The organism is Lactobacillus sp. HMSC08B12 (assembly GCF_001808415.1).
In the GTDB taxonomy this organism is placed as follows: Bacteria; Bacillota; Bacilli; order Lactobacillales; family Lactobacillaceae; genus Lactobacillus; species Lactobacillus delbrueckii.
In genome coordinates this window covers 16,566-33,194 of sequence record NZ_KV793114.1, presented here as the reverse complement: position 1 = coordinate 33,194, position 16,629 = coordinate 16,566, and the positions used below count along the sequence as shown (strand labels likewise).

The 16,629-nt window shown below is 52.7% G+C and carries 17 protein-coding genes and 1 tRNA gene; 2 read left to right on the top strand and 16 right to left on the bottom strand.

Going from position 1 to position 16,629, the window contains the following annotated elements; all coding sequences use genetic code 11:
- Positions 1 to 449: 449 nt before the first annotated feature.
- Complete coding sequence (gene adhE, locus HMPREF3168_RS01740; protein WP_070488176.1) at positions 450 to 3,152, top strand: bifunctional acetaldehyde-CoA/alcohol dehydrogenase; 2,703 nt, start codon at positions 450 to 452, stop codon at positions 3,150 to 3,152.
- Between the two features lie 122 nt (positions 3,153 to 3,274).
- On the opposite strand, the gene HMPREF3168_RS01735 is transcribed toward adhE, so the two are convergent.
- Complete coding sequence (locus HMPREF3168_RS01735) at positions 3,275 to 4,045, bottom strand: formate/nitrite transporter family protein (RefSeq protein WP_070488174.1); 771 nt, start codon at positions 4,043 to 4,045, stop codon at positions 3,275 to 3,277.
- A gap of 436 nt (positions 4,046 to 4,481) precedes the next feature.
- Entirely contained in the window at positions 4,482 to 4,703 is a 222-nt protein-coding gene (locus HMPREF3168_RS01730; protein WP_035182949.1) for a hypothetical protein, read from the bottom strand.
- A gap of 157 nt (positions 4,704 to 4,860) precedes the next feature.
- On the opposite strand from HMPREF3168_RS01730, the gene HMPREF3168_RS01725 reads away from it, so the two are divergent.
- Positions 4,861 to 5,481: a DUF3862 domain-containing protein gene (locus tag HMPREF3168_RS01725; RefSeq protein ID WP_003611793.1), complete on the top strand. Its 621-nt coding sequence runs from the start codon at positions 4,861 to 4,863 to the stop codon at positions 5,479 to 5,481.
- Positions 5,482 to 5,591: 110 nt separating this feature from the next.
- Here HMPREF3168_RS01725 and HMPREF3168_RS01720 read toward each other — a convergent pair.
- The 14 genes from HMPREF3168_RS01720 to HMPREF3168_RS01655 all read right to left on the bottom strand — a co-directional run bounded on the left by HMPREF3168_RS01720 (position 5,592) and on the right by HMPREF3168_RS01655 (position 16,593).
- Positions 5,592 to 5,675: transfer RNA gene (locus HMPREF3168_RS01720), tRNA-Leu, on the bottom strand.
- Between the two features lie 54 nt (positions 5,676 to 5,729).
- Complete coding sequence (locus HMPREF3168_RS01715; protein WP_003617756.1) at positions 5,730 to 6,395, bottom strand: biotin--[acetyl-CoA-carboxylase] ligase; 666 nt, start codon at positions 6,393 to 6,395, stop codon at positions 5,730 to 5,732.
- A 9-nt stretch (positions 6,396 to 6,404) separates the two neighbouring features.
- A complete protein-coding gene (gene fabI / locus HMPREF3168_RS01710) occupies positions 6,405 to 7,169 on the bottom strand; it encodes an enoyl-ACP reductase FabI (RefSeq protein WP_070488179.1) in 765 nt (254 codons plus the stop codon).
- 9 nt (positions 7,170 to 7,178) lie between these two features.
- Positions 7,179 to 7,946, bottom strand: coding sequence for an acetyl-CoA carboxylase carboxyltransferase subunit alpha (gene accA / locus HMPREF3168_RS01705; RefSeq protein WP_003617752.1), 768 nt, complete (start codon positions 7,944 to 7,946; stop codon positions 7,179 to 7,181).
- Positions 7,939 to 8,787, bottom strand: coding sequence for an acetyl-CoA carboxylase carboxyltransferase subunit beta (locus HMPREF3168_RS01700; RefSeq protein ID WP_070488172.1), 849 nt, complete (start codon positions 8,785 to 8,787; stop codon positions 7,939 to 7,941). The genes accA and HMPREF3168_RS01700 overlap by 8 nt, the downstream gene beginning before the upstream one ends.
- Positions 8,774 to 10,156: an acetyl-CoA carboxylase biotin carboxylase subunit gene (gene accC, locus HMPREF3168_RS01695; protein ID WP_070488170.1), complete on the bottom strand. Its 1,383-nt coding sequence runs from the start codon at positions 10,154 to 10,156 to the stop codon at positions 8,774 to 8,776. Before accC ends, HMPREF3168_RS01700 begins: the two co-directional genes overlap by 14 nt.
- Positions 10,149 to 10,592: a 3-hydroxyacyl-ACP dehydratase FabZ gene (fabZ, locus tag HMPREF3168_RS01690; RefSeq protein ID WP_013439440.1), complete on the bottom strand. Its 444-nt coding sequence runs from the start codon at positions 10,590 to 10,592 to the stop codon at positions 10,149 to 10,151. The genes accC and fabZ overlap by 8 nt, the downstream gene beginning before the upstream one ends.
- Before the next feature lies 1 nt (position 10,593).
- Positions 10,594 to 11,064, bottom strand: coding sequence for an acetyl-CoA carboxylase biotin carboxyl carrier protein (gene accB / locus HMPREF3168_RS01685; RefSeq protein WP_070488167.1), 471 nt, complete (start codon positions 11,062 to 11,064; stop codon positions 10,594 to 10,596).
- Between the two features lie 2 nt (positions 11,065 to 11,066).
- Positions 11,067 to 12,287: a beta-ketoacyl-ACP synthase II gene (fabF, locus tag HMPREF3168_RS01680; RefSeq protein WP_003611798.1), complete on the bottom strand. Its 1,221-nt coding sequence runs from the start codon at positions 12,285 to 12,287 to the stop codon at positions 11,067 to 11,069.
- 9 nt (positions 12,288 to 12,296) lie between these two features.
- Positions 12,297 to 13,019 carry a 3-oxoacyl-ACP reductase family protein gene (locus tag HMPREF3168_RS01675; protein ID WP_070488165.1) on the bottom strand — a complete coding sequence of 241 codons (723 nt, stop codon included), beginning with the start codon at positions 13,017 to 13,019 and terminating at the stop codon, positions 12,297 to 12,299.
- On the bottom strand, positions 13,003 to 13,947 hold the full coding sequence (locus HMPREF3168_RS01670; RefSeq protein WP_070488163.1) for an ACP S-malonyltransferase: 945 nt from the start codon (positions 13,945 to 13,947) through the stop codon (positions 13,003 to 13,005). Before HMPREF3168_RS01670 ends, HMPREF3168_RS01675 begins: the two co-directional genes overlap by 17 nt.
- A gap of 12 nt (positions 13,948 to 13,959) precedes the next feature.
- Positions 13,960 to 14,205, bottom strand: a complete 246-nt coding sequence (locus HMPREF3168_RS01665; protein WP_002877474.1) for an acyl carrier protein — start codon at positions 14,203 to 14,205, stop codon at positions 13,960 to 13,962.
- 72 nt (positions 14,206 to 14,277) lie between these two features.
- Positions 14,278 to 15,237: a beta-ketoacyl-ACP synthase III gene (locus HMPREF3168_RS01660; RefSeq protein WP_003611786.1), complete on the bottom strand. Its 960-nt coding sequence runs from the start codon at positions 15,235 to 15,237 to the stop codon at positions 14,278 to 14,280.
- Positions 15,238 to 15,519: 282 nt separating this feature from the next.
- On the bottom strand, positions 15,520 to 16,593 hold the full coding sequence (locus HMPREF3168_RS01655) for an AI-2E family transporter (RefSeq protein WP_070488160.1): 1,074 nt from the start codon (positions 16,591 to 16,593) through the stop codon (positions 15,520 to 15,522).
- Between the last annotated feature and the right edge of the window lie 36 nt (positions 16,594 to 16,629).

Here is a 16,629-nt window from a genome sequence, read left to right as displayed (position 1 = left end):
TTGATTCTTGTCAACAAGTTTTTGATATTTATTTTTGTCTTCACTTGTCTTTCGTTAAGAAAGCGCTTTGTGTCTTGTTTGAAGACATTTACTACTTTACCTCCATTTTTCGTTTTCGTCAATCTTTATTTTCAATTTTCTTCTAATTTTTCTTAGCTTTCATTTGCTAGCTTTTTACAATTCATCCCTGCTCTGTTTTTCGCCACTCCCCTTTCCTAGGTCTAGCCCAGCTTGTAAGAAGTGAAATCGTTCACTATTTTTGCTTCTTTCTGCGCTTTCATCATTCTACTCCAGCACGATTGTAAGCATTTACACGCTTCAGATTCATTGAAACTTATGGCCTTTTTCGGCTTGACAAAGAAAACAAAGGGACTATCATGTTAGGTGAAAAGGTTCACAATAAATACTTAGACCTGACAAAAAATGTAGTAATTTTTAGGAGAGAAAAAATGGTTGATGTAAAGAAAACACAGACCACTGTTACTGCTGCCAAGGAATTGTCAGCTGATGAAAAGATGGAAGAAGCCAAGCGCTATACAGGTGAATTAGTTAACAAAGCCTTGGTCGCTGAAGAAGCCTACGCGACCTACAGCCAGGAACAAGTTGACAAGATTGTCGCTGCCATGGCTTTGGCCGGCAGTGAGGCCTCCCTCGCGCTTGCTCATGAGGCAGTAGACGAAACTGGCCGCGGCGTGGTAGAAGACAAGGATACCAAGAACCGCTTCGCTACCGAAAATGTCTACAACTCAATTAAGCACGAAAAGACTGTTGGCATTATCGAAAGAAACCAGGTTGAAGGCTATATCAAAGTTGCTGCTCCTCTTGGCGTTTTAGCCGGGATCGTGCCAACCACCAACCCGACCTCAACGACCATGTTCAAGATCCTGGTAGCTTTGAAGACCAGAAACGCCATCATCTTCTCCTTCCACCCGAAGGCCCAGAAGTGTTCAATCCATGCTGCCCAGATCTTGTATGACGCTGCTTTAAAGGCCGGTGCCCCAAAGAACATCATTCAATGGATCGACAAGGCCAGCCTGGAAAACACCACCGCCTTGATCCGCAACCCAAAGATCGCTTCTATTTTGGCAACTGGTGGTCCCGGCATGGTGCACGCCGCGCTGCAGTCTGGCAACCCGTCAATGGGGGTCGGGGCCGGCAACGGTGCTGTTTATATCGATCACACCGCCTTTTTGGACCGGGCTGTTGAAGACATCCTATTGTCCAAGCGCTTTGACAATAGCATGGTTTGCGCGACTGAAAATTCAGCCGTAGTTGAAGCACCGATCTACGACAAGTGGCTGCAAATGATGCAGGACAAGGGTGCCTACCTGGTTCCAAAGAAAGACTACCAAAAGCTGGCCGACTTCGTCTTCAATGACAAGCATGGGGTCAATGGGCCAGTAGCCGGGATGAGCGCCCGCTGGATTTGTGAACACGCCGGCGTTACCCTGCCTGAAGGCAAGGATGTCCTCCTCTTTGAACTGGATCCAAAGAATATTGGCGAAAAGCTGTCATCCGAAAAACTCTCCCCGCTTCTGTCAGTTTACAAGGCCAAGGACCGGGAAGACGGGATCAGAATCGTCAAAGCCCTGCTTGACTACCAAGGTGCTGGCCACAATGCCGCCATCCAAATCGGCTCCCAAAACGATCCGTTCATCGATGAATACGGCAAGGCTGTCCAAGCTTCCAGAGTCCTGGTTAACCAGCCGGACGCTTTGGGCGGGATCGGCGATATCTACAGTGATGGCCTACGGCCAAGCTTGACTTTGGGGACTGGTTCATGGGGGAAGAACTCCCTGTCTCACAACCTGTCGACCAGCGACCTCTTGAACATCAAGACCATTGCCAAGCGGCGGAACCGGCCGCAATGGATCCGCCTGCCGGAGAAGATTTTTTACGAAAAAGACTCCATTACCTATCTTTCAGATGAAAATGAGCAGGAAATCAGCCGGGCCTTTATCGTCGCTGACCCGGGCATGGTCAAGTTCCACTTCGTTGACAAGGTCTATGAACAGCTGGCTTTAAGAGACAAGCAGGTCGACACGGCCATCTACAGTGAAGTCTTGCCTGACCCACCGCTGAGCCAGGCGATCAAGATTGCCAAGCAGATGAAGAAGTTTGCACCAGATACCATTATCGCCATCGGCGGCGGCAGCGCCCTGGACGTCTCCAAGATCGCCCGCTACATCTACGAATACAGCCTGGACCAGGAAGATGGCTGGCTGGACAACTACGACAATGTGAGCGAGCTCTTCAAGGAACTGCAGCAGAAGTTTGTCGATATCAGAAAGCGGATCGTCAAATTCAAGCATGAGACCCGGACCAGTCTGGTCTGCATCCCTACCACGTCAGGGACTGGGTCAGAAGTCACCCCTTACGCCGTCATCACCGATGACAAGCAGCATGTCAAGTACCCGTTGACTGACTACGAACTGACTCCGCAAGTCGCAATCGTTGACCCGGCCTTCGTCATGACCGTGCCAAAGCATACCGTGGCCTTCTCCGGCTTCGACTGCCTCTCCCACTCTTTGGAAAGCTACGTCTCTGTTGCAGCCAGTGACTTCACCCGGCCATGGTCACTCAAGGCCATCCAGCTGATCATGAACAACCTGGAAGCTTCTTACAAGTACGACCCGCAGCACCCGACTTATGAAGGAGAAAAAGCCCGGGAAAACATGCACTACGCGGCAACCTTGGCCGGGATGGCTTTTGCCAACGCCTTCTTGGGCCTCAACCACTCCATTGCCCACAAGCTGGGCGGGGCCTTCGGCTTCCCGCACGGCCTTTGCATTTCAATTGCCATGCTGCCGGTCATCAAGTTCAACGGTGCCAGTGGCAATGTCAAGCGGACGCCTTATCCAAGATATGAAGTTTACCGGGCCCAAAAAGACTATGCTGATATCGCCCGCAGCTTATGCCTGCCAGGCAAGAGTGACGCGGAACTGGTTGATTCTCTTTGCAAGCGGATCCGGGAACTGATGAAGGCCTGCGATATTGAACCCTCCCTTTCAGCCAACGGGGTCAGCAAGGAAGCCTTTGACGCCGCCTTGCCAGCCATGATCGACCGGGTTTACGATGACCAGTGCACGGTGCAGAACCCGCGCCAGCCAAGCATGGCTGAAATCAAGCAGCTCTTGCTCAGCATGTATTAAAAATACCTTCCCTGGATTTTTCCTAAAATTTTAGTCATCTGTAATCCACCAATAAAGCAAAACAAGTCCTGTTTGAGTTTATCAAGCAGGACTTGTTTTTTGTGAAAGGAGTTTTCAGTTAATTATTGCTTGTCCTTGGCAGCCAGCCAGTATGGCAAGGCTACAAAGACAATACCGCCGGCCATGTTGCCCAGGGTTACCCAGAGCAGGTTGTAGAACATGCCGCCGGCTGAAACGGCGCCTGCCCCTTGCACTGGATTCAGCAAGGCAACGATGAAGGTCGTCATGTTGGCCACGCTGTGCTCAAAGCCAGTTGAGAAGAAGGCCAAAAGGCACCAGAAGATCATGATCAGCTTAGCTGAGTCGCTCTTGGTCTGGAAGCCTGACCAAACAGCCAGGCAGACCAAGATGTTACAGAGAATGCCCCGCAAGAAAAGCTGGCCAGCTGGCGCGGCGATCTTAGCAGCTGCCGCCTTGGTGAAGACAGTTGCCGTAACCGGCAGATCCAGGCCGGACTTGACAAACATCCAAGCCAAGATTCCAGCCCCCAGCAAGTTGCCCAGCCAGCAAATCAGCCAGAGAAGACCCGCTTGGCCCAGCTTGACCTTCTTTTCCAAAAGGCCCGCACTCATCACGAAGTTGTTGCCAGTAAAAAGTTCAGCTCCGGGAATGACCACCAGGCTCAAGGCAACCCCGAAGATCAGCCCCTTGATCAAGTTGGCAGCCGGGTTAGTTCCTAATTGTCCCCCAACCGTGAAGGCCAGCAAGATCCCGAAACCGATGTACATCCCTGCCAAAATAGAAAGCACGACATAGCCGGCTGGATTAGTCTTCAGCAGGTTAAATTTCTTTTGCGCCGCGCTAGCAGCCGCGGCAAATGATTCCTTATACATTATGTTACCTCTTATTCTTTTGCGTAAAAGCACCTAATTCCTGTAAATTATTATATGTTTTTCTCCGGACTATGTAAACGCTTTTCTTGATATAAATCAAATATTTTCCCAGTCGAAAATATTATCAGTAGGAATATAAGCAAAACGAAGTACCAAAGAAAAAAACTCAAACCCAGCAGTCACGCGGGATTGAGCTTGTTACAGATTATTAATGAACCAGTCAATGACCTTGTTCCAAAAATGCTTCCAGTGGTATGAGACCAGTTCCCAGCCGGGCTGGTGATGACAAGGTCTTTGAAGGCTCCATCATAAACGTCGTCAGCGATATTGCGCTGGCTTCGCCAAAGCCGCCGAAAGCACTCTCCAGGGCCACCCCGCCGGCTGCTTGTTCCTTGATCTGCCGCTGGCAGAGCTTTTGGCCTTGATCAGGGACTTTTTAGGGGCAATTGCCGTCAAGCCGGCTCCCTTCTGTTACCAAGATGCCGCTTCCGATCAGCTGCTGGCGGCTTTTCACCAGGTCTTTGATCAGCACGTCGTTTTCCCGGGCCCGGGCGGCTGGCAGGGCGAAAGATGCAGAAAGGCCAGCTTTTTTGAGGTAGCCCAGGATCTTTTCATTGCTTTCCTGGCTGTCGGTTAAACCAGCGAAGATTAAAGCCACTGACCTTTGCTTAGCCTCCTTTTGGCTGGTCAGGTATTTATTTCCTTCGAGTTATCAAAAAGGTCTTTTAAGAATTACTTACCGGCGTGGACAAGACCGCTCTTAAAGCCTAAAATAAAAGGGATGAAAATTCTAGAACGAAAAAATGGAGGATGTCATGAAAAAGAAAGTTCTCTTGATTGCTTTTGCGGCCCTGGCTCTGACTGCCTGCTCCAGCAAAAAGGCCACGACTGACAGCGAAAGCGACAAGAAGGCCGCGAGCTCAATTTCCAGCTCCAATGTCGTCAAGCAGACCAGCAACAAGATCAATCTCACTAATTACAAGAAGATCAAGGTCGTTGAAAAGACCGGATCTACTCCCAGCCAGGTAACTGATCTCCTGGGCCGGGAAGCTGACGCTAAGAGCAAGGCCAAAACCAGCAAGCTCAAAGCCACCATCTACACTTGGGAAGGGGTCCAAAACGGCAGTGCCGGCGCCAACCTGGCCGTTGAATTCGCCAACGGGGTGGCTATTGCCAAGCAGATTTCCGGCCTGGTCGTCAACCGGTCCAAGCAAATTACACCCAAAGACTACAAGTCCCTCAAAAAGGGGATGACCCAAGAGGAAGTCGAAGCCATTGTCGGCAAGCCCAACGGCTACTCAGAATCTGACTATTCCAATTCTGACGTGGCCCTCTGGCTCTACACCAGCGGCCTGAAGAGCGACGGCCAGGCCAACTTCTACGTTACCTTCCAGAAGAACAAGCTGGTCGCCAAAAAAGCCCAGAACTTTAACTAAAGCAAAAGAGCTTCCGGATTCCAGGAGCTCTTTTTTGACCTGAAAAATAAGCTGGAGATAGAAAATAAAAAATAAAACAAAAAAGCAAGCATTTCTGCTTGCTTGCGTCATGCCCACTAAAGGAGTCGAACCTTCACTCTGTTGCCAGAACAGCGACCTGAACGCTGCGCGTCTGCCAATTCCGCCAAGTGGGCTTTCCGATGACAATATTTATAATAGCAAAAGTTTTCGGAAAAGGGAAGGGCTTTTTACAAAAAACTTGTCTTAATTACTTCCCCGCTGGACCAGGCACTGATCTTCCCGCCTTTTTCCAACAAAAGCCGGCCCTGGTCATCAAAGCCGGCGCAAGTGCCGGAGATGTTCCGCCCAGCAATTTTCAAAGTAACCCTCCTGCCAGTCAAGATGCTCAATTCCCGGTAGCGGGGCAGGCAATCCTGCCAGCTGGCAGCCCGGCAGATCACACAGGCCAAATCATCTGCCAAAAGCGGATCAAAATCCCCCGCTTCCAGCAAGCGGGTCGCTTGGGGCAGGCTGGCCGGAAGTTCCGCGCCTAAGTTGAGGCCCAGGCCAACTACTATCCCGCCTGCCACCTGCTCAGTCAAGATGCCGGCAACTTTTTTCCCTTGATAAAAAAGATCATTGGCCCACTTGAGGCCAATCTCTAAGCCGTACCTGGCCCGCAGGAAGTCAGCTACCGCTGTCCCAACCGCCAAGGTCAGCAAGGGATTCTCTTGCTTTTCCAGGCAAACTGACAGGTAAAGGCCATTTTTCGGTGAATAAAAGGCCCGCCCCTGCTTGCCGTAGCCCTGCGTCTGCTCTAAAGCACTAACGGCAAAAGGCGGCTTTCTCTTTTCCAGCAGCTTTTTAGCCAGATCTTGCGTTGAAGGCAGGACCAGGTAGCAGTAAATCTCCATCGCGGCCTCCTAGGAGAGGTGAACGCCCTTGTCAACGTAGATGATGTCGCCGGTCAGGCCGGTTGACAGGTCACTGAGCAGGAAGGCGCAGCAGTTACCCACTTCTTCCAGGCTGACATTGACCCCATCAACCGTCAAGGACCGGGACTGCTCCAAGAGATCCTTGTGTCCGCCAATCCCCGTCACGGCCAAAGTCTTCATGGCCCCGGCAGAAATCGCGTTGACCCGGCTGCCAGTCTTGCCCAGATCCCGGGCCAGGTAGCGGACAGAACTTTCCAAAGCCGCCTTGGCAATCCCCATCGTGTTGTAATTGCTGATGGCTCTTTCCGACCCGATGAAGGTCAAGGTAACGATTGAGGCCTTAGGGGTCAAAAGTTCCTTTTCCTGGGCAGCCTTAGCCACGGCGATCAAGGAGTAGCTGGAAATATTTTGGGCAGTCAAGTAGCCTTCCCGGCTGGAATTGAGGATGGACCCTTCCAGTTCATTTTTCGGGGCAAAAGCTACCGCGTGAACCAGGCCGTCGATCTGGCCGAACTTTTCCTTCACTTGGTCAAAAGCCGCGTCAATGCTCTCATCGCTGGCCACATCACATTCAACCATCTCTTCTTCCGCCAGGCCCAGCTTGAGCAGTCTCTTTTCCAGGCGGTCATTTTGGTAACTGTAGACCACTTCCCCGCCCTGGGCCTTGATCTGCTCAGCGCAGCCCCAGGCAATGGACCGCTTGTTGGCCACGCCCATTACCAAAAACTTTTTTCCAGCTAAAATTCCTGCCATCTTCTTCACCTAAAACTTTCTGAAACGTTCATAGCGCCGGTTAAGCAGACTGCTGACCGGCAGCTTTTGCAATTTTGCTAATTCTTCTTCCAAGACCCGGGAAATTTCCCGGCACTGAGCAGACTTGCTGCCTTCTTGCTTGATCACTCCTTCGATCACCTGCCCCTTGAGCAGGGATTCCGGCGTCAAGCCCAAAAGCTCTGCTGCTTCAGCCGCCCGGCTGGCGTCCTTCCACAGGATGGAGGCAAAACCTTCCGGAGACAGGACTGAATACATGGAATTTTCCATCATCCAAAGCTCATCCCCGCAAGCCAAAGCCAGGGCCCCGCCAGAGCCGCCTTCACCGAAAATCACGCTGATAATTGGCGTTTGGGCCTGGCCAATATCCGTCAAGCACTGGGCAATCGCCTGCCCCTGGCCGGCATATTCGGCCTCTTTACCGGGAAAGGCCCCGGCCGTATCGATAAAAAGGAGAACCGGCCGCTTAAAGCGGGCCGCGTCTTTGACCAAGCGGGCCGCCTTCCGGTAGCCGGCTGGTTCCGGCTGGCCAAAGTGCTTGGCCAGGCGCTCTTCCAGCTTATGTCCCCGGCTGGTGGTGATCACGGTCACTGGCTGACCGGCAAACAGGCCGATCCCCCCAACGATGGCCGGGTCATCTGCCCCCTGCCGGTCCCCATGCAGCTCCACAAAGTCGCTGAACAAGTGCGCCCGCAGATAGTGAGCCGACAATTTATCACTGGCCCGGGCGGCCCGGACCGTTTCCATAGCATCAGTCATCCTGCATCCCTCCGTACTTTAACAGCCAGGCCAGGGTCTCTTTTTCCTCCTGCCGCAAAACGATCCGGTCGATAAAGCCGTGCTTTAAGACCGTTTCTGCCCGCTGGGCATCTTTTGGCAGCTGCTCATGGATGGTCTGCTCAATCACCCGGCGGCCGGCAAAGGCCACCATGGCGTGAGCTTCAGCCAGAGTAATGTCACCTTCACTGGCAAAGCTGGCCGTCACCCCGCCGGTAGTCGGGTCGGTCAAAACAACCAGGTATAAGAGACCGGCTGCCTTATGCCGGTTAACCGCGTTGACCACTTTAGCCATCTGCATCAAAGAGTAGATCCCTTCCTGCATCCGGGCCCCGCCGCTGGCTGTAAAGACCACGACCGGCAGCCGTTTTTCAGTAGCTGCCTCAATGAGCCGGGTCAGCTTTTCCCCGGTCATCTGGCCTAAAGAACCCATGATAAAAAAGGGATCCATGATGGCCAGGGCTGTCTCCTGCCCGCCAATTTTGGCCAGGCCGGTCCAAACCGATTCATTTAAGCCAGTCTTTTTCTTTCCAGCGGCAACTTTCGCCTCATAATTGGGAAAATGGAGGGGGTCACTGGGCTGAATATCCTTAAACCACTCCTCGCTTTCCTCGCAGAGCCAGGCCAGGCGTTCCCTGGCGGTCAAGCGGAAGCCGTAATCGCAGTCCGGGCAGGTCTTGTACTTGTCCAGGCGGCTGGCGAAAAATTCCAGCCCGCAATTCGGGCACCGCTGCATCAAACCGCTCGGCACCAGGTCTTCCGCCCTTTTATTAGCCTTAACATGCCGCTCAGAGATCGTGTTTCTTTTTTTAAACAGCCTCATGCTTATCTACCTGCTCCTTCCAGCGGGGCAAAAATTCCCTCTCTAAATAAGTATTGGTGAAAGTCCCCTGCTTAAATTCCGAATCAGCCAAAATGGCCAGGTGAAAGTCCTGGTTGGTCTTGACCCCCCGGATCACCAGCTCCTTTAAAAGCCGCTGCATCCGGGCAACTGCTTCTTGCCGGCTGCTGCCCAAGGCGATGATTTTAGCCAGCATGGAATCGTAAAATGGCGAAACCACCATGCCCTGGTAAAGGGCGGAATCAATCCGCATGCCCGGGTTGCCGACTGGCAAAAAGAGGTAGTCGACCTGGCCGGTTGACGGCATGAAGTCCCGGCTGGAATCTTCAGCGTTAATCCGGCATTCGATAGCATTGCCTTTAAAGCCTAAGTCTGCCTGCTTAAAAGGCAGCTTTTCCCCGGCCGCGACCAGGATCTGGGCCTTAACCAGGTCAACGCCGGTAACCATTTCCGTTACCGTGTGTTCTACCTGCAGGCGGGTGTTCATTTCCATAAAGTAGAAATTATGGTCCTGATCCATCAAAAATTCAATCGTCCCCGTATTCAGATAATCAGCTGCTTCGGCGGCCCGGACAGCAATCTGGCCCAGTTTTTCCCGCTCGCTTTCGCTGATCAGTTCACAAGGGCTCTCCTCGATCACCTTTTGCTTGCGCCGCTGCAGGCTGCAGTCTCTTTCCGGGAAGTAGACGCAGTTGCCAAAGCTGTCCCGGATGACCTGGACTTCAATGTGCTTGACATTGGTCAAGACCTTTTCCAGATACATCTGGTCATTGCCAAAATCCAGCCGGGCTTCATTTTGGGCCAGGCTGAAAGCGTCAGCCATTTCACCAGGCTCTTTAACCTGCCGGATCCCCTTGCCGCCCCCGCCGGCCGCGGCCTTCAATAAGACCGGGTAGCCGACTTCAGCAGCAACCTTTTTAGCTTCTTCCGGTGACTTGATAAAGTCCCGGCTGCCCGGGGTAACTGGCACCTTGTGCTTGATCATCAGCTGGCGGGCGTGTTCCTTATTGCCCATCTGGTCGATGGTTTCCGCCTTTGGCCCGATAAAGGTCAAACCGCAGGCCGCGCAAAGGCTGGCAAATTCCGCGCTTTCTGACAAAAAGCCATAGCCCGGGTGGATGGCCTGGGCCCCGGTCCCGGTGGCCGCTGAGATGATATTTTTAATGTTCAAGTAGGAGTCTCTGGGGCGGCTAGCGCCCACGCAGACCGCTTCATCGGCCAGCTGGACATGCAGGCTGTCCCGGTCAGCTACTGAGTAGATAGCGACGGACTTAATGCCCATTTCCTTAAGGGTCCGGATGATCCGGACCGCGGCTTCGCCCCGGTTGGCAACTAAAACTTTGTCAAACATTTTTCTCACCTGAAATCATGAAGGTCAATTCTGCCGTGCAGGCCTTCTTCCCGTCGACCCAGGCAATTCCCTGCCCCAGGCCGATATGGCCCTTGACCTTTTCCAAAGTCACTTCCAACTTGACCTGGTCGCCGGGCTTGACCATCTGGCGGAACTTAGCGTTTTTGATACCGCCAAAATAGGCCATCTGCCCCTTGAAGCGGTCGGCGCTTAACAGGGCCACGGCCCCGGTTTGGGCCAGGGATTCCACGAGCAAGACCCCGGGCAAGACAGGATTTCCCGGGAAATGTCCCTGGAAAACCGCCTCATTATTGGTCACGTTGCGGATGGCCACGGCGCTTTCGCCGGGAACCAGGTCGATGACCTTGTCAATCAAAAGCATGGGATAGCGGTGGGGGATAATTTCTTGTATTTGGCTGGAATCCAATACAGTCATGCTAGGCCTCCTCAATCAAAAAGAGCGTTTGCTCACATTCAACCAGGTCTTCGTTTTCCACGCAGACCTCCTTGACGGTGCCGGAAACATCACTCTTGATCTCCGTCATCATCTTCATGGCTTCCACGATGCAGACGGTCTGCCCGGCCTTGACCTGGTCGCCGGCCTTCACAAAAGCTGGCTTGTCCGCGGCCGGCTGCAGGTAGATCGTCCCAACCAGGGGCGACTTGATGGCATGACCGGATGCAGCTTTTTCTGCTTGAACAACCGGCGCGGCTTCAGCTGCTTCTTTTGGCAAAATCGGACTTTCAGCTTTTTGGGCTGGCAAAACCGGGCCTGCTTCTGCCTCTGTCTTTTGCGTGTATTCGTTCTTGCTCAAAAAAAGCTCTGAACCGTCCAAATTCAGCTTCATTTCCCGGATGCTGGACTTTTCAAACTTGTCCAGCAGTCTTTCAACATCTGTTATTTCCAAAATCAGGCCCACTTTCTAAAAGCTAACACGGCATTGTGGCCGCCAAAGCCGAAGGAATTACTCAAAGCATAGTCAATGGCTTGTTCCTGGTTACCAGCCTTTACCAATTTGACCGGGCATTCCGGATCCTGGGCAAAGCAGCCGACATTGGCCGGCAAGATGCCTTTTTCCAGGCTGGCGCAGGTAATGACGGCTTCAACCGCTCCGGCGGCCCCTAAGAGGTGGCCGGTCATCCCCTTGGTTGAGGAAACCAGGACCTGGTCGCCAAAGACTTCCTTAATTGCCTTGGCTTCCCCGCTGTCATTGGCCTTAGTCGCCGTCCCATGGGCATTGATATAGCCGACTTGGTCCGGCTTGATGCCAGCTTCTTCAACCGCCAGCCGCATGGCTCTGGCTGCTCCTTCACCTTTAGGATCAGGACTGGTGATATGGTAGGCATCGCTGGTTGCCCCGTAGCCGACTACTTCAGCCAGAATCTTAGCCCCCCGCTTTTGGGCATGGTCCAAGCTTTCCAGGATCAAGGCCCCAGCCCCTTCGCCTAAGACGAAGCCGTGCCGGTTTTGGTCAAAGGGCAAAGACGCCTTGAGGGGGTCAGTGCTGGTTGACAGGGCGGTCAAGGCCGCGAAACCGGAAATAGCCGTTTCATTGACGCTGGCTTCGCTGGCCCCGGTAATCATGACCTCAGCCCGGCCTTCCTTGATCTGCCGGTAGGCTTCCCCGATGGAGTTGGTCCCGCTGGCGCAGGCGGTAACAATGGAGGTAGAAATATTTTTAGCATTAAAGCGGATGGAAATATTGCCCGCCGCCATGTTGGCAATGGCCATCGGGATAAAGAAAGGTGACATCCGCTTTGGCCCCTTGTCATGCATCTTGATGACCTGCTCTTCAATCGTGGTCAGGCCCCCGATCCCGGAGCCGAAAATCACGCCCAGCTCTTCCGCCTTCACTGTTTCCGGAGTCAAGCCAGCCATCTCGTAGGCTTCCTGGCAGGCCTGGATGGCGTATTGGGAATACAGATCCATCCGCTTGCCGTTTTTCTTGCCGACAACCTGACTGACGTCAAAATCATCGATTTCCCCGGCCACGCTGATGCCGGTCTCACTGGCATCAAACTTCTTGATCGGCTTGATGCCGACCACGCCATTTAAAGTATTTTCAACAAAAGCTTGGCAGCCATTGCCGTTCGGGCTGACTGCCCCCATACCTGTAACTACTACTCGCATATCTTCTCCTTAAATGGTCATTCCCCCGTCAACAACCAGGGTCTGGCCGGTAACATAGTCGTTTTCCGCCAAAAAGACTGCCGCCTGGGCAACTTCTTCTGCCTTGCCAAAGCGGGCCAAAGGAATTTGGCTAAGTGCCTGCTCTTTGACCTCATCTGGCAGGACAGCAGTCATTTGGCTGGCAATCATCCCCGGCGCGATCGCGTTCACGCGAACGCCGCGTCCGGCAGCTTCCTTAGCCGCGGTCTGGGTCAAGGCGATTACGCCAGCCTTTGAAGCCGCGTAGTTTGCCTGGCCGGCGTTGCCGTGCTGGCCGACGATGCTGGCCATATTGATGATGGCTCCGGACCGCTTTTTCAGCATTTTCTTCAAGGCCTTCTGGGTCAGCATAAAGCTTGACCGCAAGTTGACCTTGATCACCTGGTCAAAGTCAGCCAGCTTCATCCCGATCATAATCTGGTCTTTGGTAATGCCGGCATTGTTGACCAGGATGTCAATCTCGCCAATTTCTTTAAAAAGCTGCTTGACCGCGCCTTCGTCGCTGACGTCAGCGGAAAAATACTGGTAGTCTGCCCCAATTTCTTCCAGCTGGTCAGCGATTTCCTCCGGCAATTCCGGCCGCCGGCCATTTAAGAGCACCCGGCAGCCCTTTTGCGCAAAAGCCAAGGCAGTTGCTGCCCCGATTCCTTGCGTTGACCCGGTCACCAGGACCCGCTTATTTTGTAAATCCATTCTGCTCCTCCTCTACAAACTGCTGGTATTCAGTCAGACTCCCGACCTGCCAGGTCTTTAGGTTCTTGTCCGCCTGCTTGGCAAAAGCTGACAGGGCGTGGCCTGGGCCGATTTCCAGGCTGGCCGTCATGCCTAAGTCCAGCAGGCCTTTGACGCAAGCGTCAAAGTGAGTTGGCACCATCAGCTGAACTTCCAGGATTTTGGCCAGATCTTCTTTGGCAAAAGGCTGGCAAGTGCTATTGCTGATGACTGGGTAAGTTCCAGCGTCAAAAGTTTCATTCTTCAGCCGCTGGCCCATTTTCCGGCTGGCTGCCTGGTAAAGGGGAGTGTGGAAAGCTCCGGCAACATCCAAGGGAATTGCTCTTTTGGCCAGCTTGCGGTCAGCAATTTCTTGGCCCAGTTCTGGCAAAAGCTGCTTTTCTCCGGCAAGAACAACCTGCTTAGGTGAATTGTAGTTGGCCAGGTAGACTGCTTGGCCAGCTGCCTGCTTTGCTCGCAAAAAGTTTTCCAGGCCCGGAAGATCCGGCTTGGTCAGGGCCAGCATCCCGCTGGCCGTCTTTTCTGAATCAAGCTGCATGTATTCACCCCGGTCGACGACCAGGGCCAGGCCGGCTGGCCAGGTTAAACAGCCGCTGGCTAAAAGGGCCCCGTATTCGCCTAAGGAGAGGCCGGCCAGACCACATACTGGCAGGTCAGTGTCCCGGACCAGCATTTGCCAGATCCCGTATTCAAAGGCCACCAAAGCCGGCTGCACATACCTGGTTTCATCCAGCTGGCCGCGGTCGTTTTTCCAGATTTCCGGCAAGTCTAAGCCGCATGCCTGGCTGGCCTGGTCAATTGTTTCCTTAAACAAGGGGTCACTTAGAAAATCCAGGCCCATCCCGGCCTGCTGGGCCCCTTGGCCGGCAAAGAGAATTCCGAATTTCATGGTCTGGTCCTGTTAGTCCTTTTCAGCTAGCTGCTTTTGCACCAAAGCTACCACGTCGGCAACCGTCTTGGTGTTTTCATCAGCGTCCAGTTCGATGTCATATTCGTCTTCCAGTTCGTTGACGATTTCAAACAAGTCCAGGCTGTCCGCTTCCAAGTCATCCTTGATGTTGGCTTCCATGGTCACTTGATCTTCTTCAACGTCCAGTTCTTCAACGGCGATCTTCTTTACAGTTGCGAAAATTTCTGCTTCTGACATGTGTCTGCTCCTTTTTAAAAAATAAAAACTAAAAGTAAAATCAAATTTAACTTATCTAAAACGCCAATATTCTTATAGTCTGACCAGCTGGGCAGCCGCGGTTAAGCCCCCGCCAAAGCCGGCCAACACGACCAGGTCGCCCGCCTGCGCCTTCCCCTCTTCTGCCAGCCCGGCCAAGAGAATGGCTTCACTGGCGGCTGAGGTATTGCCGTATTCGGCAATATTGCAGGGGAACTTTTCCTCTGGCAAATCCAGCCTCCTGGCTACCTGCTTGATGATCCGGTAGTTGGCCTGATGCAAAAGGAAAAGGTCGACTTCCGCTAAACCCACGCCTGCTTCTTCTAAACAGGCGGTGATTACTTCGGGCACCTTGTGGGTGGCAAACTTGTAAACCTCCCGCCCGTTCATCTTGAAGGGGGCCAGGCCCGTTACCGGGCCGGGAAAGGGCTGCGGGCTGGTCTGGCCAGCTGACAGGAATTTAGCCAAGTGGCCGTAGCTTTTCAGCTGGCTGGCCAAGAAATGCGGCTCAAGCGCGTCATTTTTGACCAAGACCCCTCCGGCGCCATCCCCGAAGAGGACAGCCGTCGTTCTATCCTGCCAGTCAACCAGCTTGGACAGGGTTTCTGCCCCGATTACCAGGGCCATCCCGCCCGGCCGCCGCAGCATTTTTTCCGCCACGTCTAAAGCATAGACGAAACCGGAACAGGCAGCTGACAGGTCAAAGCAGGCCGCGTTTTCCGCCCCAACCGCTGCTTGAACCAGGGCCGCCGTGGCCGGGGTGTAGGCGTCTGGCGACATGGTCGCGACAATGATCAGGTCAACCCCTGCCGGATCCTCGCCAGCCAGGAGCTGCTTGGCCACCTGGATGGCCAGGTCCGAGGTGTTTTCCTGTTGACTGATCCGCCGGCTGGAAATCCCGGTCCGGGTCTTAATCCACTCGTCACTGGTCTCCATGATCTGGCTCAAGTCGTCATTACTGACCGCGAATTCGGGCAGGTAACGGCTGCTTTTTGCAATTCTGGCGTAAGTCAAGGCAAACCTCTTTCCTGTTCAAAACTATAATTTTATCGACATGTACAAAGTATAGTCCTCGCCTAAAAAATGTCAATACTATTCACGTATTGTATAGTCTACAAAATCCCTATAAAGCTAGTATTCATAAGGATTTTTAGATAGCAAAAAACTTTTATTTTTTTGCGTACCTGGCCCATGTATAGTTTTTTCTTTTTTGCTTTTTTGCTGGCAAAAAGAAAAGACCCGGAGGCATTTGCTCCGAGTCTGTCGACTAAGTTATTATTTTAAAAAAATCTTATGCTATTTTTCCAGCCGTTTGTGCTCTATCCGCTTCCTGGCCTCCTGCAGCTTCTCCTGCTTGCTGTTGATGTTTTTGACCCCCAGGATATCCAAAAAGAAAGTAAAGATCGGGACACTGACGATCAAGCCCCAGGTGCCGAAGAAGTGCTCGCCAAAGAGCAGGACAACGAAGGTGTAGAAGATCGGCAATTCCGTCTTGCTGGACATGAATTTCGGATTCAAGATATAGGTTTCCAGGGTGTGCAGGACAGCGATCATGATCAAAATGTAGATCACGTCTTGGATCCCGCCGACCGTATAAGCCACCAGAGACAGAGGGATCAGGGAAATGATCACCCCAGCCACCGGGACCAGGCTGCAGATAAAGACCATGAGGCCTAGGGCAAAAATCTGCGGCATCTTCATGATGGCCAGGCAGACAATAGTCAAAGCCGTGTTGCAGACGGCAATTAAGAACTGGGCTTCCAGCACTACCCCGAAGGTATTGGTGAACTTACGGCCAAAGTAGGCAATGTCTTCAAAAAGCCAGCCAAAGAGGTCGGACTTCAAAAAAGACTGGCTGAAGGTCTGCATTTCTTTTAACTCAATCGTGTAAAAGAAGCTCAAGACCAGGGCCATGACAAAGGACATGGTGACTGACCCGAAGCCCTTCAAGGCCGCCGTCAGCGCCGTTAAGCTGCTCTTGACCTGGCTGGAAATCGTTTTTTCAGAGACATACTTGTGCAGCTGGGTCATCAGCCAGCCCACGTCATTGGTCTGGTAATAGTTGATCACCGACTTGGTCATCTTGGTCACCTGCTTGACCAAAACCGGGACATAGTAGCGTAGGGCAAAGTAAAGCAGGACGACAATCAAGAGATAGGTCAAAGCGACAATCAATTTGTCAGAAACATGCTTGAATTTCCCCTGGACGAACCTGACCAGGTGAACGATCAAGTAGGTAAAGATAAAGGAGAGCAGGATCGTGTTCATCATCGCCCGCACATAGTACAGGGCCAGAATGATCATGACCAGGACCGTTGTCCGCCGCAAGTGAATGTTGTTTTTAAATCTGTTCCATAACCTGGCTTCCATAGTGCCTTCCCCAACTAATTAATTTCCGGAAAAATT